The sequence below is a fragment of the Treponema sp. UBA785 genome (assembly GCF_002297065.1).
GTDB lineage: Bacteria > Spirochaetota > Spirochaetia > Treponematales > Treponemataceae > Treponema_D.
In genome coordinates this window covers 43,273-61,880 of the sequence record NZ_DBJD01000094.1, presented here as the reverse complement: position 1 = coordinate 61,880, position 18,608 = coordinate 43,273, and the positions used below count along the sequence as shown (strand labels likewise).

Here is an 18,608-nt window from a genome sequence, read left to right as displayed (position 1 = left end):
GCCAAAGAAGAAGTTGAGGAAAAAACTCTTGAGACTGCTAGAAAAATGCTTTCTAAAAATATTCCTGAAGATGTTGTTGCAGAGTGTACAGGGCTGAAACTTTCTGAAGTAAATAAACTCATGAAAGGCTGATTGTTTTATTCTGAATTTTTTGTAAAACAAACTGCGGAGCGCGCGGAAAGTCTATGCAGTTTTTTAGGATGTTTTACGCCGGACATGGAAGCCTTTAGTTGCCGGCTAATGCCGGCAATGAGCGGTTAGCGAAGCTGGAATGGCCGGTCGCGGGAAGCTGATGCCGTCCAAAAAACAGCGGAATTTTCTTCCGTCGTTTTGTTTTTTTGTTATTCCCAGCCGAATGTTGCCGGCGGCTTGTTTGTTGCATCGAAATACAATGCGTCTACAAACGGAAGGGCCGCAATCTGACGGATAATTTCTTTTAATACGTCCATTGGAAGCCATGCAAAGCGGGCGGTCATAACGTCTTCCGAGCAGACTGGGCGCAACACAAAGCTTGCTTTTTCTTTTGACGAGGCATAAGGCAAATCGATTGTAAGATGCTGGAAAATTGAACTGTAAAGGCCGTTTTTGTGCAATTGTGTTAAAACGATGTTGTCAACTTCGCGCAGCTGGTCGAGCCGTTCTTTTGTACAGTAGCCTTCCTGAATTTTCAAGTCTTCGTCTTTTAATTGAGGATTCTGGTAGAGCTTTAGAATTGTGCGGTTCAAGAATTGCGAGCTGTTTGTAATTCTTGAAGAGCAGCTTTCGACTTTTTCGCGTTTTTTTGGAATATGATAAAATCCGCTGCCTTCGTTTTTAAAAGCGAGGCAGGCTGGAAAACGGTATGTCCTGAAATCTCCCTGCACTCCGACTGAACGCACTGGCAGAACTGAGCGCTTTAATTCTGAGGCGCAGTTTGGACAAAACTGGTCGATTACCACGCTGTCGAGCTCTTTTTGAGCTTTTGCAAGCTCTTCTTTGTCGCTGTCTGTAAATGTGCCGTCAGAGCAGAGCACATTGATTGAAAGGCCTGGGCCTGGAAACGGATGGCGCATTACGAGCTCGTCTGCAAGTCCGAGTTTTTTTCCGATTGAGCGGACTTCGTCTTTGTACAGATCTTTAAGGGGCTCGATAATCATGCCCTGTTCAATAAGTTTCTGGATTCCTTCTACGCGGTTGTGATGTGTTTTTATTGTCTTGCTGTTTTTTGTTCCGCCCGATTCGATTATATCCGGATAAAGAGTGCCTTGCGCAAGCATCCATTTGTCTTCGTCAAGATTCTGTTCTTTTACGAAAGCGTCGCGCACAGTTATAAAATTCTCGCCGACTGCCATTCTCTTTTTCTGAGGGTCGGTAAGGCCTTTGATTGCGTTCAAAAAACTTTCGGAAGCGTCTTTTACTACAAAATTTTTGAATCCGTGGCCGTGATATGCCTTTTCGACATTTTTTGATTCGTTTTTGCGCATGAAGCCGTTGTCGATATGAAGTCCCAAAACTCTGTCCTGTCCGAGAGCTTTGTTTAAAAGCGCAAATGCGACTGTCGAGTCAACGCCGCCGCTCAAAAAGAGAAGAACGTTCTTTGTTCCGGCATCTTTTTTTATTGTTTCTGTAATGTGCGAAAGAACTGTGTCTTCGTCCCAGTTTATTTCCATTCCGCAGAAATCTGCGAAATTCTTAAAGATTTTGTTGCCTTCTGGAGTGTCTTTTACTTCGCAATGGCACTGGAGCGAAAATCTTTTTTTTGCAAGGTTTTGAAGGGCTGCAAATTTGCAGTCCTTTGTTGAGCCTATGACCTCAAAGCCTTCTCCTGGCTCTAAAACTTCGTCCTGATGGCTCATCCAAACCTGAGTCTCTGAAGATATGCCTTTTAAAAGCGGTGATTTTTTTCCTTCCTGGGTTTGAATTAAAGTCGCATGCCCAAATTCTCCAGTGTGCGCTTTGCCGACTTTGCCGTTGTATGACTGCGCCATAAGCTGATGGCCGTAGCATAATCCAAGAATTGGCAAGTCAAGGGTTAGAATTTCTTTATTGAAGTCAGGAACGTTTTCTTCATAAACGGAAGACGGTCCGCCGCTTAGAATGATTCCTTTTGCATTTTCAAAAACGGAAAGCTCTGCGCTTGGCAGCGCAATTTCTGAATAATATCCCATTGCGCGAAAACGTTTTGCGATAAGATGCGCATATTGTGAGCCGAAATCCAGGACAACGATTTTAGAACGTGACATTTATTTCTCCATAATAATAAAGTTTGCAACGCAAACTTGTGGATACAAACAAGAATAATTTGCTTCCGATTATAAATTATTTTGAATAAATAATAAACGGGTTTTGAAAGGAATGTTGTTTCTGTAAAAAAATCTAGCGCTCAAAAACTAAAGGCTGTGCTTTTTTAGTTTTGTCAAATATTCGCTCAGTTCTTTTAAAACTTTTTGGGTAACCTGCTGGTTTGATTTTACGAGGAACCTGAAATTTTTACCGCGGATTTTTACTAGTGCTGTGTCGGTTACTGCTGTTGCTGTTGAGCTCCGTGGCTTTACGAGAATGCAGTTTAATTCGCCAAAAAAATCACCGCGGTAATAAAACAAAGTGTCTTCGTATTCGTTTCTGTCAAGTTTTACGCAGCCTTTTAGAATATAGTAGGCAAAAGTATTCTGGTCGCCTTCTTTGTAGAGTTTTTCGCCTGGCGCAAGGTAGGTGAGCGCAAGCTGGTTTGCAAGGAGAAAATCGGGACGTATAAAAAGTGCGCGCTTTAATTTTTCTGAAAAATTCGAGCCTTCTTTTTTGGGAAGAAGATAAAGTTCTCCAAGCAAAAGTTCATCAAAAAACTGGCAGACAAAAATGTACTGGGCAAAAAACATAAAAAAAACGAAGAAAAAAAAGATGTCCAATAGCAAGATAATTACGTTTCCGAGCACGCCGTAAATCATGTTATAGCGGCTTATGTTGATGAATGAATGCAAAATCGTTCTAAAAATCCAGAAGCTGACTGTGCAGACAAAGCCGGACAAAAGACAGAGCCGGAATTTAGGTTTTGTGCCTGAGCCGATTTTGTACATTAAAACGACGACGATAAGAATAAAAAGGTTAAAAAGCGATGAAAGAAATTTTCCGTTTAAAATGCTGTCGTAAATAAAATCTAATTGTGGAAAACGCTGGAAAAATGGAAGCTTTAGAATCGTTTTTATCGACATATAGGCGAATAAAAAGCTTACGATTATTGAAACGAAAATAAATTCAAAGACAAATGCTAAAATTTGGTTAAAAAGCGCGCGCCGTTGCTGCTGGTCGTGGAAAATATTTCTCATGGCGGCAAAAACCGAAGCAAAGAGCCTTCGCGCCATCCATACAATAAAAAATAAAAGAAGAAATTCCAAAGTGCTGAATCTTTTTGGCGTTTGAAAGGCGGAAATTACGCTCCGCGGATCAAAATATTTTTGAAGTTCTGGAATAGCGCTGTAGATAGATGCAAACAGTTCTGGAGAAGCATGCAAAAAGCGCACTGCAATCAGAATTGCCATTAAAAGCACCGGAACAACAGAAAAAATAAGGTCAAACGAGCAGGCGCTTGAATAGCTTAGCAGACCGTTTTGAAAGAACAACTTTAGGTTGAGAAAAACGCTCTGTGCAAAAGTTACAATGGTGACTGCCCGTTTTTTCATCAGAGACTACAAAATTAGAAATCTGCGAGTTTTGGAGCGCGCGGGAACGGAATAACGTCGCGGATATTCTGCATTCCTGTAACGTAGAGCAAAAGACGCTCAAATCCAAGTCCGAATCCTGAATGAGGAACTGTGCCGAATTTGCGCAAATCCAGATACCAGCTGTAATCTTCCGGTCTTAAACCGAGTTCTTTGATTCTGTTTAAAAGCTTGTCGTAGTCTTCTTCGCGTTCTGAACCGCCGATAATTTCGCCAAGTCCAGGCACAAGAACATCGACAGCTTTTACTGTTTTTCCGTCGTCATTCGCCTTCATATAGAAAGCCTTGATTTCTTTTGGATAGTTGTAAACCATTACCGGGCATTTGTAGATTTTTTCTGTCAAATAGCGTTCGTGCTCAGTTGCCAGATCGCAGCCCCAATATGGCTTGTATTCAAAATCTTCTGCATGCTTTTCGAGCTCTGCGATTGCCTCTGTGTAAGAAACACGCTTGAAAGGAGTTTCTACAACGTGGCGCAAGGTGTCGATTACGCCTGGCTGAATTCTCTTGTTGAAGAATTCCATATCTGCCGAACATTTTGTCAAAGCCCAGTTCAAAAGGTATTTGATAAAATCTTCCTGAATGTCCATGTCATCTTCGAGGTCGAAGAATGCCATTTCTGGCTCGCACATCCAGAATTCTGCCAGGTGGCGGGTTGTATTTGAATTTTCCGCGCGGAAAGTAGGGCCAAAAGTGTAAACACGTCCGAGAGCAGTTGCCAAAGTTTCTGCCTCGAGCTGCCCGGAAACCGTAAGGCTTGCTTTTTTGCCGAAAAAGTCCTTGCTGTAGTTTACAAGCTTTGAGGCGTCGTCTTTTTTCATTCCAGAAGCGCCTTTTTCAACTGCGATTTCCGCAAGTTTTTCCATTGAAAGTGTTGTAATCTGGAACATTTCGCCAGCGCCTTCGCAGTCAGAGCAGGTGATTTCTGGAGTATTGATGTAGTAAAAGCCGCGTTCCTGAAAGAATGTGTGCAGGGCAAATGCCATCTGGCTTCTCATTCTAAAAACTGCGCCGAAAGTATTTGTGCGGGCGCGCAAGTGCGCATTGTCACGCAAAAATTCCATTGAAGCGGCTTTTTTCTGAATCGGATAATCTGAAGGGCATTTTCCCAAGACAATGAGTGTTTCGAGATTTACTTCGACAGACTGGCCTGAAGCAGGAGATTTTATAAGTTTTCCTGTAGCCTTGAGCGAGGCGCCTGTCGAAAGGTCTTTTAATGCTTTTTCGATATTTTCAGAATTCTGTGGATTTGCCGGATTTGTGCGGTCGAAAGTAAGCTGAATAGAAGCGAAGCAAGAACCGTCATTTACCTGAATAAAAACAAGATTCTTTGAATCGCGGACTGTACGTGCCCAGCCGCAAACTGTAACCGGGCGGCCGTCTGGTGCGGATGTTAAAATATCCTTAATAAGTTCTGTTTTCATAATCCATTAGTATATCGAATTTTAACTGGTGTTTCAACGAGCATTTTTTGCGTGCTTTTTACTGCTTTAAAAGTTTTTTGTCTATTTTTTCGCGGCGGCTGTTCATATTGTAGTCAAAAAGCGAATAGCCGATTTTGTTCATCTTTTTTAAGAGTTCTACGTAACGTGTTCCTGGAAGAATTTTTTCTGCTTCTTCCATATAAAGACTGCATTTTTGAGTGTCTTTCTGTTCAAAATAAAACTGCGCAAGGTTTATGTTGCAATAATATTTGTCGTAGCTGGAAACTGCATATTTTTGCGCGCTTTTGAAAAATTCTCCGGCTTTTGAATTGCTTCCTCCGCCGACTGCTGGAGCGTAGTAATACCACCATCCGCTTAGGGTGAGGGCAAACGGCATTTGCGGATTGTTTTTTACGACAAGCGCATAATCTTTTTTTTCCTGAAGCCCAGCTGTTATTGAAGCGGAACGTGGCAAAAACTGCATCATTGAATTTGTAATATCGGCGGAAGTAAGGACAAACCACGGATTGAGCGTTTCGGCGGTTTTTCCTTCGGAATATTTTGTAAGACGTTCGTACTGCGGTCTTAAAATTGATTCCATTTTTGGAGAATGCATGTCTTTTTCGTATTCGCAGTTGTACTGCGCAGTCGCGAGCATATTTGTGCAGACAATCTGCGCTTCCTCGCTGAATGAGCTGAGCTTTTCGTTGATAGATTCTCGGTAAGAAATAATCTTTTCTATGCATTCGTCGGCTGTTGCGTATGAGCGCAACGTAAGGCGAAAATCAAAAATTTCAGAAATAAGTGTGTTTTCTGATTCTGAAAATTCGGCCGCAAAAGTTTTTTGTGCAAAGCTGAATGTGAGTATTGCGCTAATAGCGAAAATTGTTTTTTTTAGGTTTTTCATTGTGGCTTTAGAATATAAAATTAACAGAAATTTTTAAAGATATGGGCAAAAATGCCGCTCTGTCCGCTGTTTTTAGCCCGGATTGCAGCGGCACGCAGTGTCCGCCTTTTTGGCGGATGGAGCGAAAGCGGAACTGCGGAAAGCCGGTTTGAAAGTTGAATTTGCTCCAAATTTTTTACTTGAATACAGCATATAAAAAATGTTATAGTTTTCTCTATTATGGAGAACAATACTAAAAAAGTAATTCCAATTTTTTTTGCGACTGATAACAATTATGTTCCTTTTTTGGCAGTTGCGCTGACTTCGCTTTTGGACAATGCTTCAAATGAATATTTTTACAAAATTTATATTTTGACTACAAGCCTTAAACAGGAATATATTGAACAGTTAAAGTTGATTTGCCGCGATGCCCGTCCTGACGGCGTTTCGATTGATTTTGTTTCTTTAACCGAGGAAATGGATAAGTCTTCTGGAAATTTTCATTTGCGCGATTATTATTCGAAAGAAACTTACTGCCGTGTTTTTATTCCGAGGGTTTTTCCTCAGTACGACAAGGTTATTTATCTGGACTGCGACATTGTTGTAAAGGGCGATATTTCTGAATTTTACAATATCGACATTGGCGGCAATATTCTCGGTGCTGCCAGCGAAGAAGTTATGATGGAATATGACGTTTTTGGCAATTATGTTGAAAAAGCGCTTGGCATTCCGCGTGAAAAATATTTTAGCGCCGGAGTTCTTTTAATCAATGCAAAAAAATACCGCGAAGATAACATTGAAACAAAATTTATTGACTTGATGAATACTTATACATTCCGTGTTACTCAGGACGAAGATTATCTTAATGTTTTGTGCTATGGAAAAGTAAAGATGGTTGATTTGGGATGGAATAAATCTTCGTTTAAGTCGGACAAATTCGACGACAGAAATCTCAAGCTTATTCACTATAAAATCAACTGGAAGCCTTGGCATTATGACAACATTTACTATGAAGAGCATTTTTGGAATTATGCGCAGAAGACTTTTTTGTACGATGCAATTTTAAAAATCAAAGCTGGCTATACGGAAGATTTGCACGAGCGCGACAGGCTTGCTTTTGAAAATCTTGTAAAAATGGCTATTGAAGATTCAAACGATCCGAACAATTATTGCAATTCCCAAAAAAGAAAGGCTTAAAATAACCGGAAACGGAGTTTTTGTATGGAAAATCAAGCGGAAATTCAAAAAGATCCAGGCAGACTTGCGGTTATCGAAAAAATAAAGCAGTTTGAGCGGGAAGGACGCTGGTCTCAGGACGTTGAAGACGATCCGCCGACTATTCCTCTTAAGCCGGAAATGGTTGATTATCTGAACGAAAAGATTTCGAGCCGTTTTTGGATGAAATTTGCAAATATCCTTGCACGAAACTATATAAATTCACTTTTGCGCAAAAAAATCATGATTTTGAAGGAAGTGAAAGGCCTTGAAAATTACATTGAAATGAAGAGAAAAGGCGCGGTTATTACCTGCAATCATTTTAATGCAATGGATAATTTTGCCGTTTACAAAGCAATCGAAAAGCATGTCTATCATCGGGAGCTTGTAAAAGTATGCCGCGAAGGAAATTATACGAATTTTCCGGGATTTTACGGTTTTCTTTTTAAGCATTGCAACACTTTGCCTTTGAGCAGCGTTGCTTCCACAATGAAAAATTTTATGCATGCTGTAAAGACTTACCTTGCGCAGGGCAGGCAGATTTTGATTTATCCAGAGCAGGCTATGTGGTGGAATTACAGAAAGCCGCGTCCTCTTGTTTCTGGAGCGTTTAAAATGGCTGCCGAAAATAATGTTCCTGTCATTCCGTTTTTTATTACGATGCGGGATTCTGACATTGTTGATTCGGACGGTTTTTTTGTTCAGGAATATACAGTGAATATTTTAAAGCCGATTTTTCCCAAAAAAGAGCTTTCTGTGCGCCAAAATGCCGAATTTATGAAAAACGAAAATTATTCTGTCTGGAAAAAAGTTTACGAGGAATTTTATGGTATTCCTCTCGTTTATTCTGAAGAAGAAAAATAGTTATGGCATACAGGCGGAAAATAATTTATTACAAAGATGAATTAAACGACGAGTTTTCTACTGCCGTTATCGTTCCTAGAAAAATCGATGAGACATGGAATTACGGCGGCCGCGGTTTTTGCTGGAACCTTGCCCACTTTTTTATTTACAGGATTATTGCTGTTCCTGTCGCATGGTCTTACCTGAAGCTGAAATTTTCCCACAAAATTGTAAACAGGCAGGTTTTAAAGCCTTATAAAGGGCAGTCTTTTTTTATTTACGCAAACCACACAAACGTCTTTGCAGATCCCCTTGTTCCGACCTTTGTCTGCTGGCCAAAGGATGCGATGGTTATTGTTCACCCGAACAATGTTTCGATTCCTGTTTTGGGAAGATTTTTGCCTTATGTCGGGGCCCTTCCTTTGCCCGACAATTTGAGGGCCGGCCGGAATTTTATGGAAACGATTAAATTTCATGTTTCTAAAAAGCGTGCAATAATGATTTATCCAGAAGCTCATATCTGGCCGTTTTATACGAAAATCCGCCCTTTTTTGGACAGTTCATTTAAATATCCTGTTGAATACAGTACGCCGGTTTTTTGCTTTACCAATGTTTATAAAAAGCGGCGTTTTTCAAAAAATCCAAGAATGGTGACCTATGTTGACGGTCCGTTTTTTGCTGATGAAAGTTTAAGTGCTAAAGAAAAACGCAGGTCGCTTAGAAATCAGGTTTTTGAAGCAATGTGCGAACGAAGCAAGCTTAACGAAGTTGAATTGATAAAATATGAAAAACTGGAGAACTCTGAACAATGAAAAACATTCTTTTTTGCGGAAACTATAAAGTTTTTGACGGAATGCTTTCTGCAATGCTTTCTATTTTTAAGAGAACCGAATCAAAAGAGCCGTTTACTTTTTTTATTTTTACAATGGACGTTTCTTATCTAAAGGCTGATTATACTCCGCTTGTAGATTCCCAGGCTTTGTTTTTGGACGGCCTTGCAAAAACTTATAATCCGGAAAACTGCGTTAAGAAAGTTGATGTTACGGATATTTACAAGAAAGAATTTGACAGCTGTCCGAACGAGCAGTGTTATTGTTCGCCTTACACTTTAATCAGGCTTTTTGCCGACCTTTATGAAGAGCTTCCGGAAAAAATTCTTTATCTTGATGTTGATATTCTTTTTAACCGCGACATTGACCTTTTGTGGAACACGGATATTGAAGGTTTTGAATATGCCGCGGCCCGCGACCATTACGGAAAATTTTTAATAAATCCGAATTTTATCAATGCCGGCGTAATTTTATTCAACTTGAAAAAATGCCGCGAAACAAAACTTTTTGAGAAATGCCGCGAGCTGATAAAGACAAAAAAACTTGTTTTTGCGGACGAAAGCGCGATAATCCGCTGCACTACAAAAAAGAAAATGCTCAGCCAGCGTTTTAATGACCAGAAATTTTTGTATAAAAATACTGTAATCCGCCATTTTTCTAAACGGCTTTTTTGGACTCCTTATCCTCATACTGCAAATATAAAGCAGTGGAGCGTTACTAAAGTCCATAAAATTTTTGGCTATGAGAATTTTGATGATATTCTTTATGAATATATTTATCAGAAAAACAAATTTGAGAAGGAATTCAGCAAAATTTAGATTTTGAAGGTGAGGCTTATTTTTGCATGCTGATTTTTTTGCGATTTAGCGCACAGTAAAAGTTTTGCACGCTAAATTGCCGTTGCCTTAAAAGGATTTTTCTGTTTCTTCTTTTGCTGTAACTTTTGAACTGAAATATGCCAGGAAAATTCCTGCCAATGCGCAGAGTAAACAGGCAATTCCTGGAAGAACGCCGGAAATTCCTTTTATTCCAGGAAAAAGCTGGATTGCCGAGCCTGCAATAAGTCCAAAAATTACGGCATAGGTCTGGTTTGGAGCAATTCTAAGAAAAGTTTTTACAATCCAGGCTCCGCACAAAAGTCCTGCCAAAACTCCGATTCCATTTGGAAGCAAGAGAAAAAAAGCCTGCAATGTTTGTGCCGGAACAAAAAGCGCGGGAATGCTTTTCATTACAATCGGATAAACTCCCATAATCAGCATTAAAAGCGATCCGGAAATTCCAGGAATTATCATGGCAATTGCTCCGACAAAACCTGCCGCAAAAATATGCAGCGCAAGCGGAAAAGTCCACTGCGGAAGAGATTTTGACATTTCTTTTGCGGTATCAATATCGCTTCCCAAAAGCCCGAATCCAATCAAAACTGCAAAACCTGCAAGCGCGCAGATTACGATAGAAATTGTTTTTTTTGCAGTAAATTTTTGACCATCCTGTTTTTTTGTCATAAAAGAAAAAAGCATTGGAATGCTTCCGATTATCAGTCCAGTAAAAAAATAGTCTGTCTGGACTGGAAAATTTTCGTATAAAACCGTAATCAGCTTGCTGAAAAGAAGAACTCCGAGAGCCATTCCTCCGACGACAGGAATTACAAAGCGCCTGTTTTCGATAAGCTTTTTTATGTTTAGTGTGATTGCGTTTACAAAACGGTCGTAAATGTTAAAGACAACTGCCATTGTGCTGCCAGAAACTCCAGGAATTACGTTTGCCATTCCGATTGTAATCCCTATAAATAAAAGTTGTATCATATTCATAAAAAATCTCCCATAAAAAGCCAAGATTAAAACTTTAGTTTTAGGATTGGTTTTTAAGTTGTTCCGCAACGAAGTGAGAAACAGCCGATGATAAGAAAGTTTGCAACGCAAACCTTTAAAGATAAGTTTAATATACTTTAAAAGAAGTTTCCAATCCTGACAATTGCCAATGTATCTTACATCTATAGCATTGATAGCCGCCGCATAGCCTACGTTTTATCTCCTATCAGTATTGATAGGTGCCGCCGCATAGCCTATGTTTTATCTCCTGTCAGTATTGATAGGTGCCGCCACATAGCCTATGTTTTTTCTCCTCGTGGTTTTATTGGAAATTTGATTCTTGTCCGGCTTCGTCTTCAAAAAACTTTGTTTCTTTTTTTATAACATGTCTTATCATAAAAACAAAAAACACGATTAAAGCGATAAAGAGCGCGATTCCAATGATTTTATAAACAACAGACGCGCCTTCGCCTATAAAACGAACTAGATTATAAAGAGTTGAACAGCTTACGAGCGCGGCAATTGAATCGTATAAAAGGAATTTTTTGAACGGAAGACCGACAAATCCCGAACTCATCCACAGCGTGTTTCTGACTCCGAAAGGAATAAAACGGCAGACGATAAAAGTTCTGAATCCGTAGTCATCTAAAGTTTTTGCAACAAGCCGAATTTTGTCTTTTGTCAGCTTTTTTCGGATTTTTTTGAATTGAAACATTCCTTTTGAAAGAAAATATCCCCACCAGTAAACCATCACATCGCTTATAAAAATTCCAAGATAAAGCGCGATCCAGGTTGGAATTACAAGTGAACTGTCAGAAAAGGTAACTCCAGCAGACAAAACGATTACTGCGTCTTCTGAAACCGGAAGATTGAATCCGGCAAGGATAAGAAGAGAAAAACATACTAATGGCCAGTAAGGAATGTGTGCTGTAAAAAAGTTCACCAAAGAATTCAGCATGATTATTCATTGTGCTTTAAATTTCTGTCAGTTGCAAGGGATTTATTCAGATGATAGAATTAAAAACATATAAAAAAAATCAGACAACGGATGATTTTTTTTGTCGCTTACGACAAAATTCAACGCTTTTTCTGAAAAACAGGAAGATTTATGTTAGGTGTTTACGATTACACGGTTATTTTGACTTACCTTTCAATTATTTCGGCAGTCATTGGAATCTGCTGCTCTTTTAATGCTCAGCTTGTTTTGGCGGCTATAATCTGCCTTATGCTCTGCGGCTGTCTCGATGCTTTTGATGGAAAAGTTGCACGCTCTAAGCCGAACCGCACGGATTTTGAAAAAAAATTTGGAATTCAAATAGATTCACTCTCTGATATGGTCGCTTTTGGCGTTTTGCCAGCCTGTATTGGAATCAACCTTGTAAACAATTCTCGTTTTATCGCAAGATTGACGAGCCGGACTCATTATTATGGTTTTTTAAAGGACGTGCTCATAATAATCTGCATTCTTTATGCTCTTGCCGCTGTGATTCGCCTTGCTTATTACAATGTTCAGGAAGAAGCCCGTCAGAAAGAAGAGGACGGAAACCGTGAATATTTTACAGGAGTTCCTGTTACGACTGCGGCGATTATTTTCCCGTTAATCTATCTTTTGCAGCTTGCAAATAAACTTGACTTGACATTTGTCTTTATGTTCTTTATGGCGCTTGTAGGTTTTCTTTTTATTTCTGAGAAGAAAATTCGCAAGCCTGGATTTAAGCACCTTATGATTTTTATTATACTCGGTCTTGTCGAAGCTGTTTTGATGGTTTTGTGCAAGATTTTCTTAAAATAAAAAAATCAAAAGAATAAAATCAGCAAAAATTATTTTAAATAGTCTGAATGTCGATTTTTGAAAAGACAGACATTTATGTGCCATTCCTGTGCCGCGTGCTGCAAAACTCGAAGTTTTGGCTAATATAAAAAAGAGGCTGTCCTTTGCTGAATAGTCTTTTAAGGGCAGCTTCTTTTTTTTGTCTGGAAGTTTATTTTACTGAATTTGCTTTCAGTATTTGCGGTTTAGTTATTTTACTTCCAATTTTATGTTTGAATATTCAATGTAAGCAGAGCGGACTGTGTACAATCCTGCGTAAACCCATTTTGAATCAACTTCTGTGAGCTTGGCATTGAATGTTGCAGTGTCTTTTCCGAATTTTACGGTATAAGTGTCGCCAGACTTTGTTATTGAAAGGTCTATTTTTGTTCCTGCGGCTGGGAATTCCTGTTTCTGCACTGTGTTTTCGTTCAAAGTTCCGTCAAGGCGTGCAAATGTTGAGCTCCAGGCGCCTTCGCCTTTTGCAAGCTTTAAACAGCCTGCGGCAACGTAATCGCTTTTTACCTGGTTGTCGTACTTGTCGATATGGACATCATCGCGAACCATAAGTCCGAAAGAAACCTGATTGTTCTTTGTCGCGTTCAAAACTGCTGCAGTTGCAGAGATTGTAAAGTCTTTATTTGCAGGAATCTGCTGAAAGTAAAAAGCCAGGCCGTCAGAACCTGAAGCGATTTTTCCAGCGGCGGTTTTTCCGTCTTTTGTTCCAGAATGCATTACAACTTTTCCGTTTTCTTCTGTGATTTCGTAAATTTCTGGATTTGCAATCTTTTCAATGCCGCCCATGTCGCCAAAAACTGTTCCATACCATGGAGCTGTTGTTTCAAAGACTGTAGATTTGTCAGACGGAGCAAATTCAGAATAAACAGGAATTACATACTGTGGATTTGGAACTAAAAGCTCTTCTGTCGGCTCCTTGTTTTCTTTATTGAGAAGCTTTGCAAACTTTTTGTCTGCCGCGGCAATCTGCTCTATAACGTGGTAAGCCAGAACCGAAGCTCCGTAAGTGTTAAGGTGAGTGTTGTCTACAGAACCAGGCTTGTGTCCGAGCCAGGCATGGAATTTTACAGTGCCGTCGTCGCCGAGTTTTTCGTATAGCTCCTTTGTGTAGGCTGTGTTGTCAACAACTAAAACGCCAGTTTCTTTTCCGAGTTCGCGGATTGCCTTTGGATAATCTCCGCCCTTAAACTCTGGAGTGTCCTTTGTAATATGAACATAAGAACCTTCGTATGCTTTGCCCGGAGCGCGGCGGACGATTGGCGTGCACAAAATTGGAGTTGCTTTTTTGTCCAGTGCAACTTTTATGTAATTTTCGTAAAGGCTGTTTTTAAAAGAGCCTTTTTCTTCTTTTGAGCCATTTGGATTTGTATAGCGCGCTTCTTCTGTTTTTTCGTCGTTATGACCAAAACCGATAATAAGATAGTCGCCTTTTTTTATATTCTTAACGAGGGTTTTGTAATTTGCTTCTGTCAAGAAACTTTTTGAAGAGCGGCCTGACATTGCAAGGTTGATAACTTCAACTTTTTTTGGATTTAAATAATCCTGAAGTTTTGTTCCGATTCCGTAGCGAGGGTAGTAGTAAGGGTCAGAAAAAGCGCTGAAAGTCGAATCCCCGACAACATAAATTTTTTTGCCTTTTGTGCTTGCAACCGAAGTGATTGCTTCAACTTTTTCAACTTTCTCGTTGTCAGCAATGCTTTTTTCGAGAGCAAACGCGCTTAAAGACATTCCGGCAAAAATTGCCAGAGAAGCAGCAAGTAATTTTTTCATTTTATTCTCCAAAAGATAAAATTTTCTATAATTCTAAATCTTTTTTTGAAGAATTTCTATCTGAGAAAAAAAACGAAAATTTGTATTTATAAGACTTTTTTACGGGCGTCTGTCTGCCTTCGGCAGCCACCGCGTCTTTCACGGCTACGACCAAACGCCTTGCGTTTGTTTTCGCTGCGCTCACCGTTACAGCCGCTGACGCATTTTTTAATTTCTTTTACGAATGCGGCAGAGACCTGGAGGGCGGCAAAGCCGTTCGCCTGCGAATGGAGGCGAAAGCCGGAACCCGTAATGGCTCGGTTTTTGCATAGCAAAAAGCCGCCCAAATATGAAATTTATTCTGGAATATACCGCGCCCGGTTTTTGTCTGTTTCAAAAACGTCAACCTTGCTTATTTTTCGGTTCGAGCTTTTTGAAAGATCCAGGCCTTTTTCTGAGAGGACTTTTAGCATATTTTTGTAAATGTAAACGGCGATTCTTTCTGCGCTCGGATTCTGGTCAAAGTCTGCAATTTCGTTTAGGTTTGTGTGGTCGATTTTTGACAGAACTTCCTTTAGGGCGGTTTTTAGAAGTGTAAAGTCCAAAAGCATTCCGCCTTTATCGAGGCTGTTTCCTTCTACGTGGACGTAGACTTTGTAGTTGTGTCCGTGAAGGTTTTCGCATTTTCCGTTGTAGTCGCGCAAAAAATGGGCCGCGGCAAAATCGTCAGTTATTCGTACTTCAAACATTTTTTTTCTCCGCTGGCGTTTTCTTTTTGTTCAAATTTTGCTTCTTCTGCCTTCCAGTCGTAACTGTCAATCCATCGGATTACTGGATCTCTCCAGTCGTCTGCGGCGACTCCTTCGAGCAAATAGCGTTCGTACATAAACGAAATGTATTCTTTTATTGAAGAAACGTCTTCCGGTTTTATAAGTTCTGTGCTTAAAAACATATCGTTTATAAAATTTGTCGCGTCGTTTGGCGAAAAGAGCGAAGGAAAAAGTTTTGTAATCATGTAAAGCGCCGCCGGAATGCAGTTTACAGAATGCTGCTTCATATACAGGACGGATTCTGCGATTTCAATTGCTTCGTTGTAAAGTTCTGTGTTTTTTTGGAAACATTCTGCGTCGCTTAAGCCGATATTCTTAAATTCGCGTTTAAAAAAGACTTCTGTCAGGGCTATAAGCGCAATGTGCAGGCTTGGAACGCACAGAAGATGAGGGTCGAAAGCATGGATTACTCTAAAATGAAAATTTTCTTTGTAGAGAGGGCGCTCTGTTGTGGAAAGCGAGTGACGGTACATTCGGCTTGCTTCTCTGTAGACTTTTGTTGCTGAGCTGAACCATGCGTTGCAAATTGGCGCGGCTTTTTTTAAGCCGAAGCGTCTTATGAGCATTGTAAGCGGGCGCAGAAAAAGATAGACAAAGTCCATATAAATGTAGACTTTTGACGGTGTAAAAGGAATTTTTTTGTCTAAAGGGGAGTCAACCTTGACGATTGGAATATGGTAGAATCCCCATTTTTCCAGAAATTGTGTTCCCAAATAGCTTTTTGCAACTGTGTACAAAAATTTCCACGAAACTTTTGCAGTCCTTGGCGACCACAAGAGCCGGAAATATGGATATACGCCGCTGAATGATTTTAATTTGCGGTTTGCGAATTTCTGGTCGCGTTTTTCTTTTCTTGTTAGCTTTTTTTCAGCCATTAAAAACTTCCTTTGCTATTGCTACGGACTGCATTGCATCTTTTGAGTAATAGTCCGCGCCTATTTGTGTGGCATAATCGGCTGTCAATACAGCGCCGCCCACCATTATTTTAACAGATTTTCCTATTTGTTTTAAGGCGGAACGCAGTAAAAGAATTGTTTTTTCCATATTTGCAACTGTTGTAGTCATAAGGGCGCTCAAGCCTACGAGTTTTATGTCGTGTTCTATGACGGTCTGTATTATTGTTTCGGGCGGAACATTTTTTCCAAGGTCGATTACTTCAAATCCGTAATTTTCGAGCATTGCCCTGACAATGTTTTTTCCAATATCGTGAATGTCGCCAAAAACTGTCGCAATTACAATCGTTCCTTTTGATTCTTCTGCCATTCCTGTTTCTTTAAGGAATGTTTTTATAACTTCAAAGGCATAGCTTACTGTGTCTGCGCTCAAAAGAAGTTGAGGCAAAAATTTCTGGCCTTTTTCAAAGTCTTTTCCAACCATGTCGAGCGCAGGAACAATGCATCTGTCAATTATAGAAACGGCTTTTGCTCCTTTTTCGAGCATTTTTTTTGCAAGCGGAGCGGACTGGTCTTTAAAGCCTTTGTAGATTATGTCGACAAGATTTTTTTCGTCCTCATTCAAATCTTCCGGAAGCTGCGAATATTCATTTTTAGGGCTTTTTGCTTTTTGCGCGTTTTTTGCAGGTGTTCCGGCATTTATTGCAGAAAGCTGTTCCTGGGTTACGTTGTAAACTGGAGCTGTCGTTCCGTTGTATTTTTGAATGTAATCAAGGCAGTTTTCGTCAAAATTTGCAAGCGCCCTGTAACCGCAATAAGTTTCCATCATCGGCTGGCTCAGCGGATTTATTATGCAGGCGTCAAGGCCGGAAAAGAGAGCCATTGCAAAAAATCTTGAATTGATTATGTCGCGGCGTGGAAGTCCAAAACTTATGTTTGAAACTCCGAGAATGAATTTTAATCCGTCTTTTCCAAATTCATCTTTTAAGAGTGAAATCGCACGGCAGGTTTCCAGCGCCTCTTTTTGCTGCGAGCTGACTGTCAAAGTCAATGTGTCGATTATGATGTCGCGGGTTGGGATTCCGTATTTGTGCGCTTCGGCAATAATTTTTCTTGCGACATTTGCCCTTCCTTCTGCTGTCGGCGCAATTCCGTTTTCGTCAATGCACAAGGCGACGACTGAGCCTCCGTAATGCTTTACCAAAGGTAAAATTTTGTCCATGACGTCTTTGCGGCCGTTTACGGAATTTATAAGGGCTTTTCCGTTGTAGTAGCGCAAGGCTTTTTCGATAACAGGAGCTTCCGAAGAGTCGATTTGCAGAGGAGTTGAAAAAGCGCTTTGAATTGTCTTGACCGCATCAACCATCATCTGAGCTTCGTCAATTCCTGGAAGTCCGACATTTACGTCAAGAATTTGTGAACCTGCGTTTATCTGGCTTTCTGCTTCTTCTAGCACAAAATTCATATCATGCGCTTTTAAAGCTTCTTTTACTTTTTTCTTTCCGGTCGGATTGATTCTTTCTCCGACAATCATTGGACCTGCGCTGCCTCCGATTTGAACTGTTCTATTGTAAGAGCATATAAGGGTGCTGTCTTTGTCGTCCGGCATATTTGGTTTTACAGGACCTGTTTTTTCAATTTTCTCAACAAGCGCTTTTATGTGTTCTGGCGTTGTTCCGCAGCAGCCTCCAAGAACGCAGGCTCCGTTCAGACGGTTTTTCTTTTGGCTTTCGGAGAATTCTTCCGGCCCGACAAGAAAAACGGTTTTTCCATTTTTTACGACAGGAATTCCCGCATTGACTTGAACAATTACCGGAGTGTGCGAATATTTCAGGAACTCAGAAGAAATTTTTTCTCCGTCTTCGAGCGAGCCTCCGCAGTTAAAACCAAGCACATCAACATGCAGGGCTTCAAGATAAGTTGCAACTGTTTGAACGTCGGCTCCGGTCAGGGTGCGCAGATTTTTTTGAAAAGTCATTGACGCGATAATTGGAAGCTTTGTGTTTTCTTGAACTGCAAGAACTGCGGCCTTAACTTCGTGCAAATCGGCCATTGTTTCAATCAGCGCAACGTCGTAACCGAGCTTTTCTGCAAGAATCGCAGTTTTTTTGTAAGTTTCGTATGCTTCGTCAAAAGTCAAATCGCCCATTGGCTCCAAAAGCCTTCCGATTTGAGAAGTGTTCCAGGCTTTGAAATGTGGACGGACAATTCCTTCAGCTTCGATTTCCGAAATTGCCTCTTCCATTATTTTTATAGAAGAAGACAGATATTTTTCCGTTGAATAGCGTGCGTTTTTTAATTTTAGCGGCAGCGCGCCAAAAGTGTTTGCTGTCAAAACATTTGAGCCGGCTTTTAAATACATTTTGTGAATATTTTTGATTATTTTTGGATGCTCAACAGAAACATCTTCTGGAATATCATAATCGCAAATGCCAGATGCCTGAATCATTGTGCCAATCGCGCCGTCCATAAAGACTGGAAGACCGTTAGAAAACTGTTCGCTTAAAAAATCTCGGAAATTCTTCTTCATAATCAGAAAAGTTTAATAAAATTTTTGATGACGTGCAATTATTGCCGCAGACGGTGGATTTTTTTTCAAAAAACGCG

At 40.2% G+C, this 18,608-nt stretch carries 15 protein-coding genes; 5 read left to right on the top strand and 10 right to left on the bottom strand.

Annotation, left to right across the window (positions count from 1 at the left end):
- Positions 1-341 precede the first annotated feature (341 nt).
- From guaA to B2X33_RS08865, 4 genes are all read right to left on the bottom strand, one after another.
- The gene (gene guaA, locus B2X33_RS08880; protein ID WP_296669084.1) at positions 342-2,222 is read right to left on the bottom strand and encodes a glutamine-hydrolyzing GMP synthase; all 1,881 of its coding nucleotides are present in this window, start codon (positions 2,220-2,222) and stop codon (positions 342-344) included.
- A gap of 147 nt (positions 2,223-2,369) precedes the next feature.
- The gene (locus tag B2X33_RS08875) at positions 2,370-3,656 is read right to left on the bottom strand and encodes a YhjD/YihY/BrkB family envelope integrity protein (RefSeq protein WP_296669082.1); all 1,287 of its coding nucleotides are present in this window, start codon (positions 3,654-3,656) and stop codon (positions 2,370-2,372) included.
- Positions 3,657-3,670: 14 nt separating this feature from the next.
- Positions 3,671-5,119 (bottom strand): asparagine--tRNA ligase, encoded by a 1,449-nt coding sequence (gene asnS, locus B2X33_RS08870; protein ID WP_296669080.1) that lies wholly within the window; start codon positions 5,117-5,119, stop codon positions 3,671-3,673.
- A gap of 58 nt (positions 5,120-5,177) precedes the next feature.
- Entirely contained in the window at positions 5,178-6,026 is an 849-nt protein-coding gene (locus B2X33_RS08865; protein WP_296669079.1) for a hypothetical protein, read from the bottom strand.
- Between the two features lie 219 nt (positions 6,027-6,245).
- On the opposite strand from B2X33_RS08865, the gene B2X33_RS08860 reads away from it, so the two are divergent.
- Genes B2X33_RS08860 through B2X33_RS08845 form a run of 4 tightly spaced genes read left to right on the top strand, consistent with a single transcriptional unit; the run spans position 6,246 to position 9,711 of the window.
- Positions 6,246-7,202 carry a glycosyltransferase family 8 protein gene (locus tag B2X33_RS08860; protein ID WP_296020938.1) on the top strand — a complete coding sequence of 319 codons (957 nt, stop codon included), beginning with the start codon at positions 6,246-6,248 and terminating at the stop codon, positions 7,200-7,202.
- A gap of 24 nt (positions 7,203-7,226) precedes the next feature.
- Positions 7,227-8,084: a lysophospholipid acyltransferase family protein gene (locus tag B2X33_RS08855; RefSeq protein ID WP_296669078.1), complete on the top strand. Its 858-nt coding sequence runs from the start codon at positions 7,227-7,229 to the stop codon at positions 8,082-8,084.
- Between the two features lie 2 nt (positions 8,085-8,086).
- A complete protein-coding gene (locus B2X33_RS08850; RefSeq protein WP_296669077.1) occupies positions 8,087-8,875 on the top strand; it encodes a 1-acyl-sn-glycerol-3-phosphate acyltransferase in 789 nt (262 codons plus the stop codon).
- The gene (locus B2X33_RS08845; protein ID WP_296669076.1) at positions 8,872-9,711 is read left to right on the top strand and encodes a glycosyltransferase; all 840 of its coding nucleotides are present in this window, start codon (positions 8,872-8,874) and stop codon (positions 9,709-9,711) included. The genes B2X33_RS08850 and B2X33_RS08845 overlap by 4 nt, the downstream gene beginning before the upstream one ends.
- An 87-nt stretch (positions 9,712-9,798) precedes the next feature.
- Here B2X33_RS08845 and B2X33_RS08840 read toward each other — a convergent pair whose 3' ends face one another.
- Both B2X33_RS08840 and B2X33_RS08835 read right to left on the bottom strand, forming a co-directional pair.
- Positions 9,799-10,701: a DUF368 domain-containing protein gene (locus B2X33_RS08840; protein WP_296669075.1), complete on the bottom strand. Its 903-nt coding sequence runs from the start codon at positions 10,699-10,701 to the stop codon at positions 9,799-9,801.
- A 322-nt stretch (positions 10,702-11,023) separates the two neighbouring features.
- The gene (locus B2X33_RS08835; RefSeq protein WP_296020906.1) at positions 11,024-11,659 is read right to left on the bottom strand and encodes a DedA family protein; all 636 of its coding nucleotides are present in this window, start codon (positions 11,657-11,659) and stop codon (positions 11,024-11,026) included.
- A 150-nt stretch (positions 11,660-11,809) separates the two neighbouring features.
- On the opposite strand from B2X33_RS08835, the gene B2X33_RS08830 reads away from it, so the two are divergent.
- Positions 11,810-12,493, top strand: a complete 684-nt coding sequence (locus tag B2X33_RS08830) for a CDP-alcohol phosphatidyltransferase family protein (protein ID WP_296669074.1) — start codon at positions 11,810-11,812, stop codon at positions 12,491-12,493.
- A gap of 228 nt (positions 12,494-12,721) precedes the next feature.
- Here B2X33_RS08830 and B2X33_RS08825 read toward each other — a convergent pair whose 3' ends face one another.
- The 4 genes from B2X33_RS08825 to B2X33_RS08810 all read right to left on the bottom strand — a co-directional run bounded on the left by B2X33_RS08825 (position 12,722) and on the right by B2X33_RS08810 (position 18,531).
- Entirely contained in the window at positions 12,722-14,299 is a 1,578-nt protein-coding gene (locus B2X33_RS08825; RefSeq protein ID WP_296669073.1) for an SGNH/GDSL hydrolase family protein, read from the bottom strand.
- 335 nt (positions 14,300-14,634) lie between these two features.
- Positions 14,635-15,027 carry a 6-carboxytetrahydropterin synthase QueD gene (gene queD, locus B2X33_RS08820; protein ID WP_296669072.1) on the bottom strand — a complete coding sequence of 131 codons (393 nt, stop codon included), beginning with the start codon at positions 15,025-15,027 and terminating at the stop codon, positions 14,635-14,637.
- Positions 15,009-15,983 carry a hypothetical protein gene (locus tag B2X33_RS08815; RefSeq protein ID WP_296669071.1) on the bottom strand — a complete coding sequence of 325 codons (975 nt, stop codon included), beginning with the start codon at positions 15,981-15,983 and terminating at the stop codon, positions 15,009-15,011. The genes queD and B2X33_RS08815 overlap by 19 nt, the downstream gene beginning before the upstream one ends.
- Positions 15,976-18,531, bottom strand: a complete 2,556-nt coding sequence (locus B2X33_RS08810) for a homocysteine S-methyltransferase family protein (RefSeq protein WP_296669070.1) — start codon at positions 18,529-18,531, stop codon at positions 15,976-15,978. The genes B2X33_RS08815 and B2X33_RS08810 overlap by 8 nt, the downstream gene beginning before the upstream one ends.
- Between the last annotated feature and the right edge of the window lie 77 nt (positions 18,532-18,608).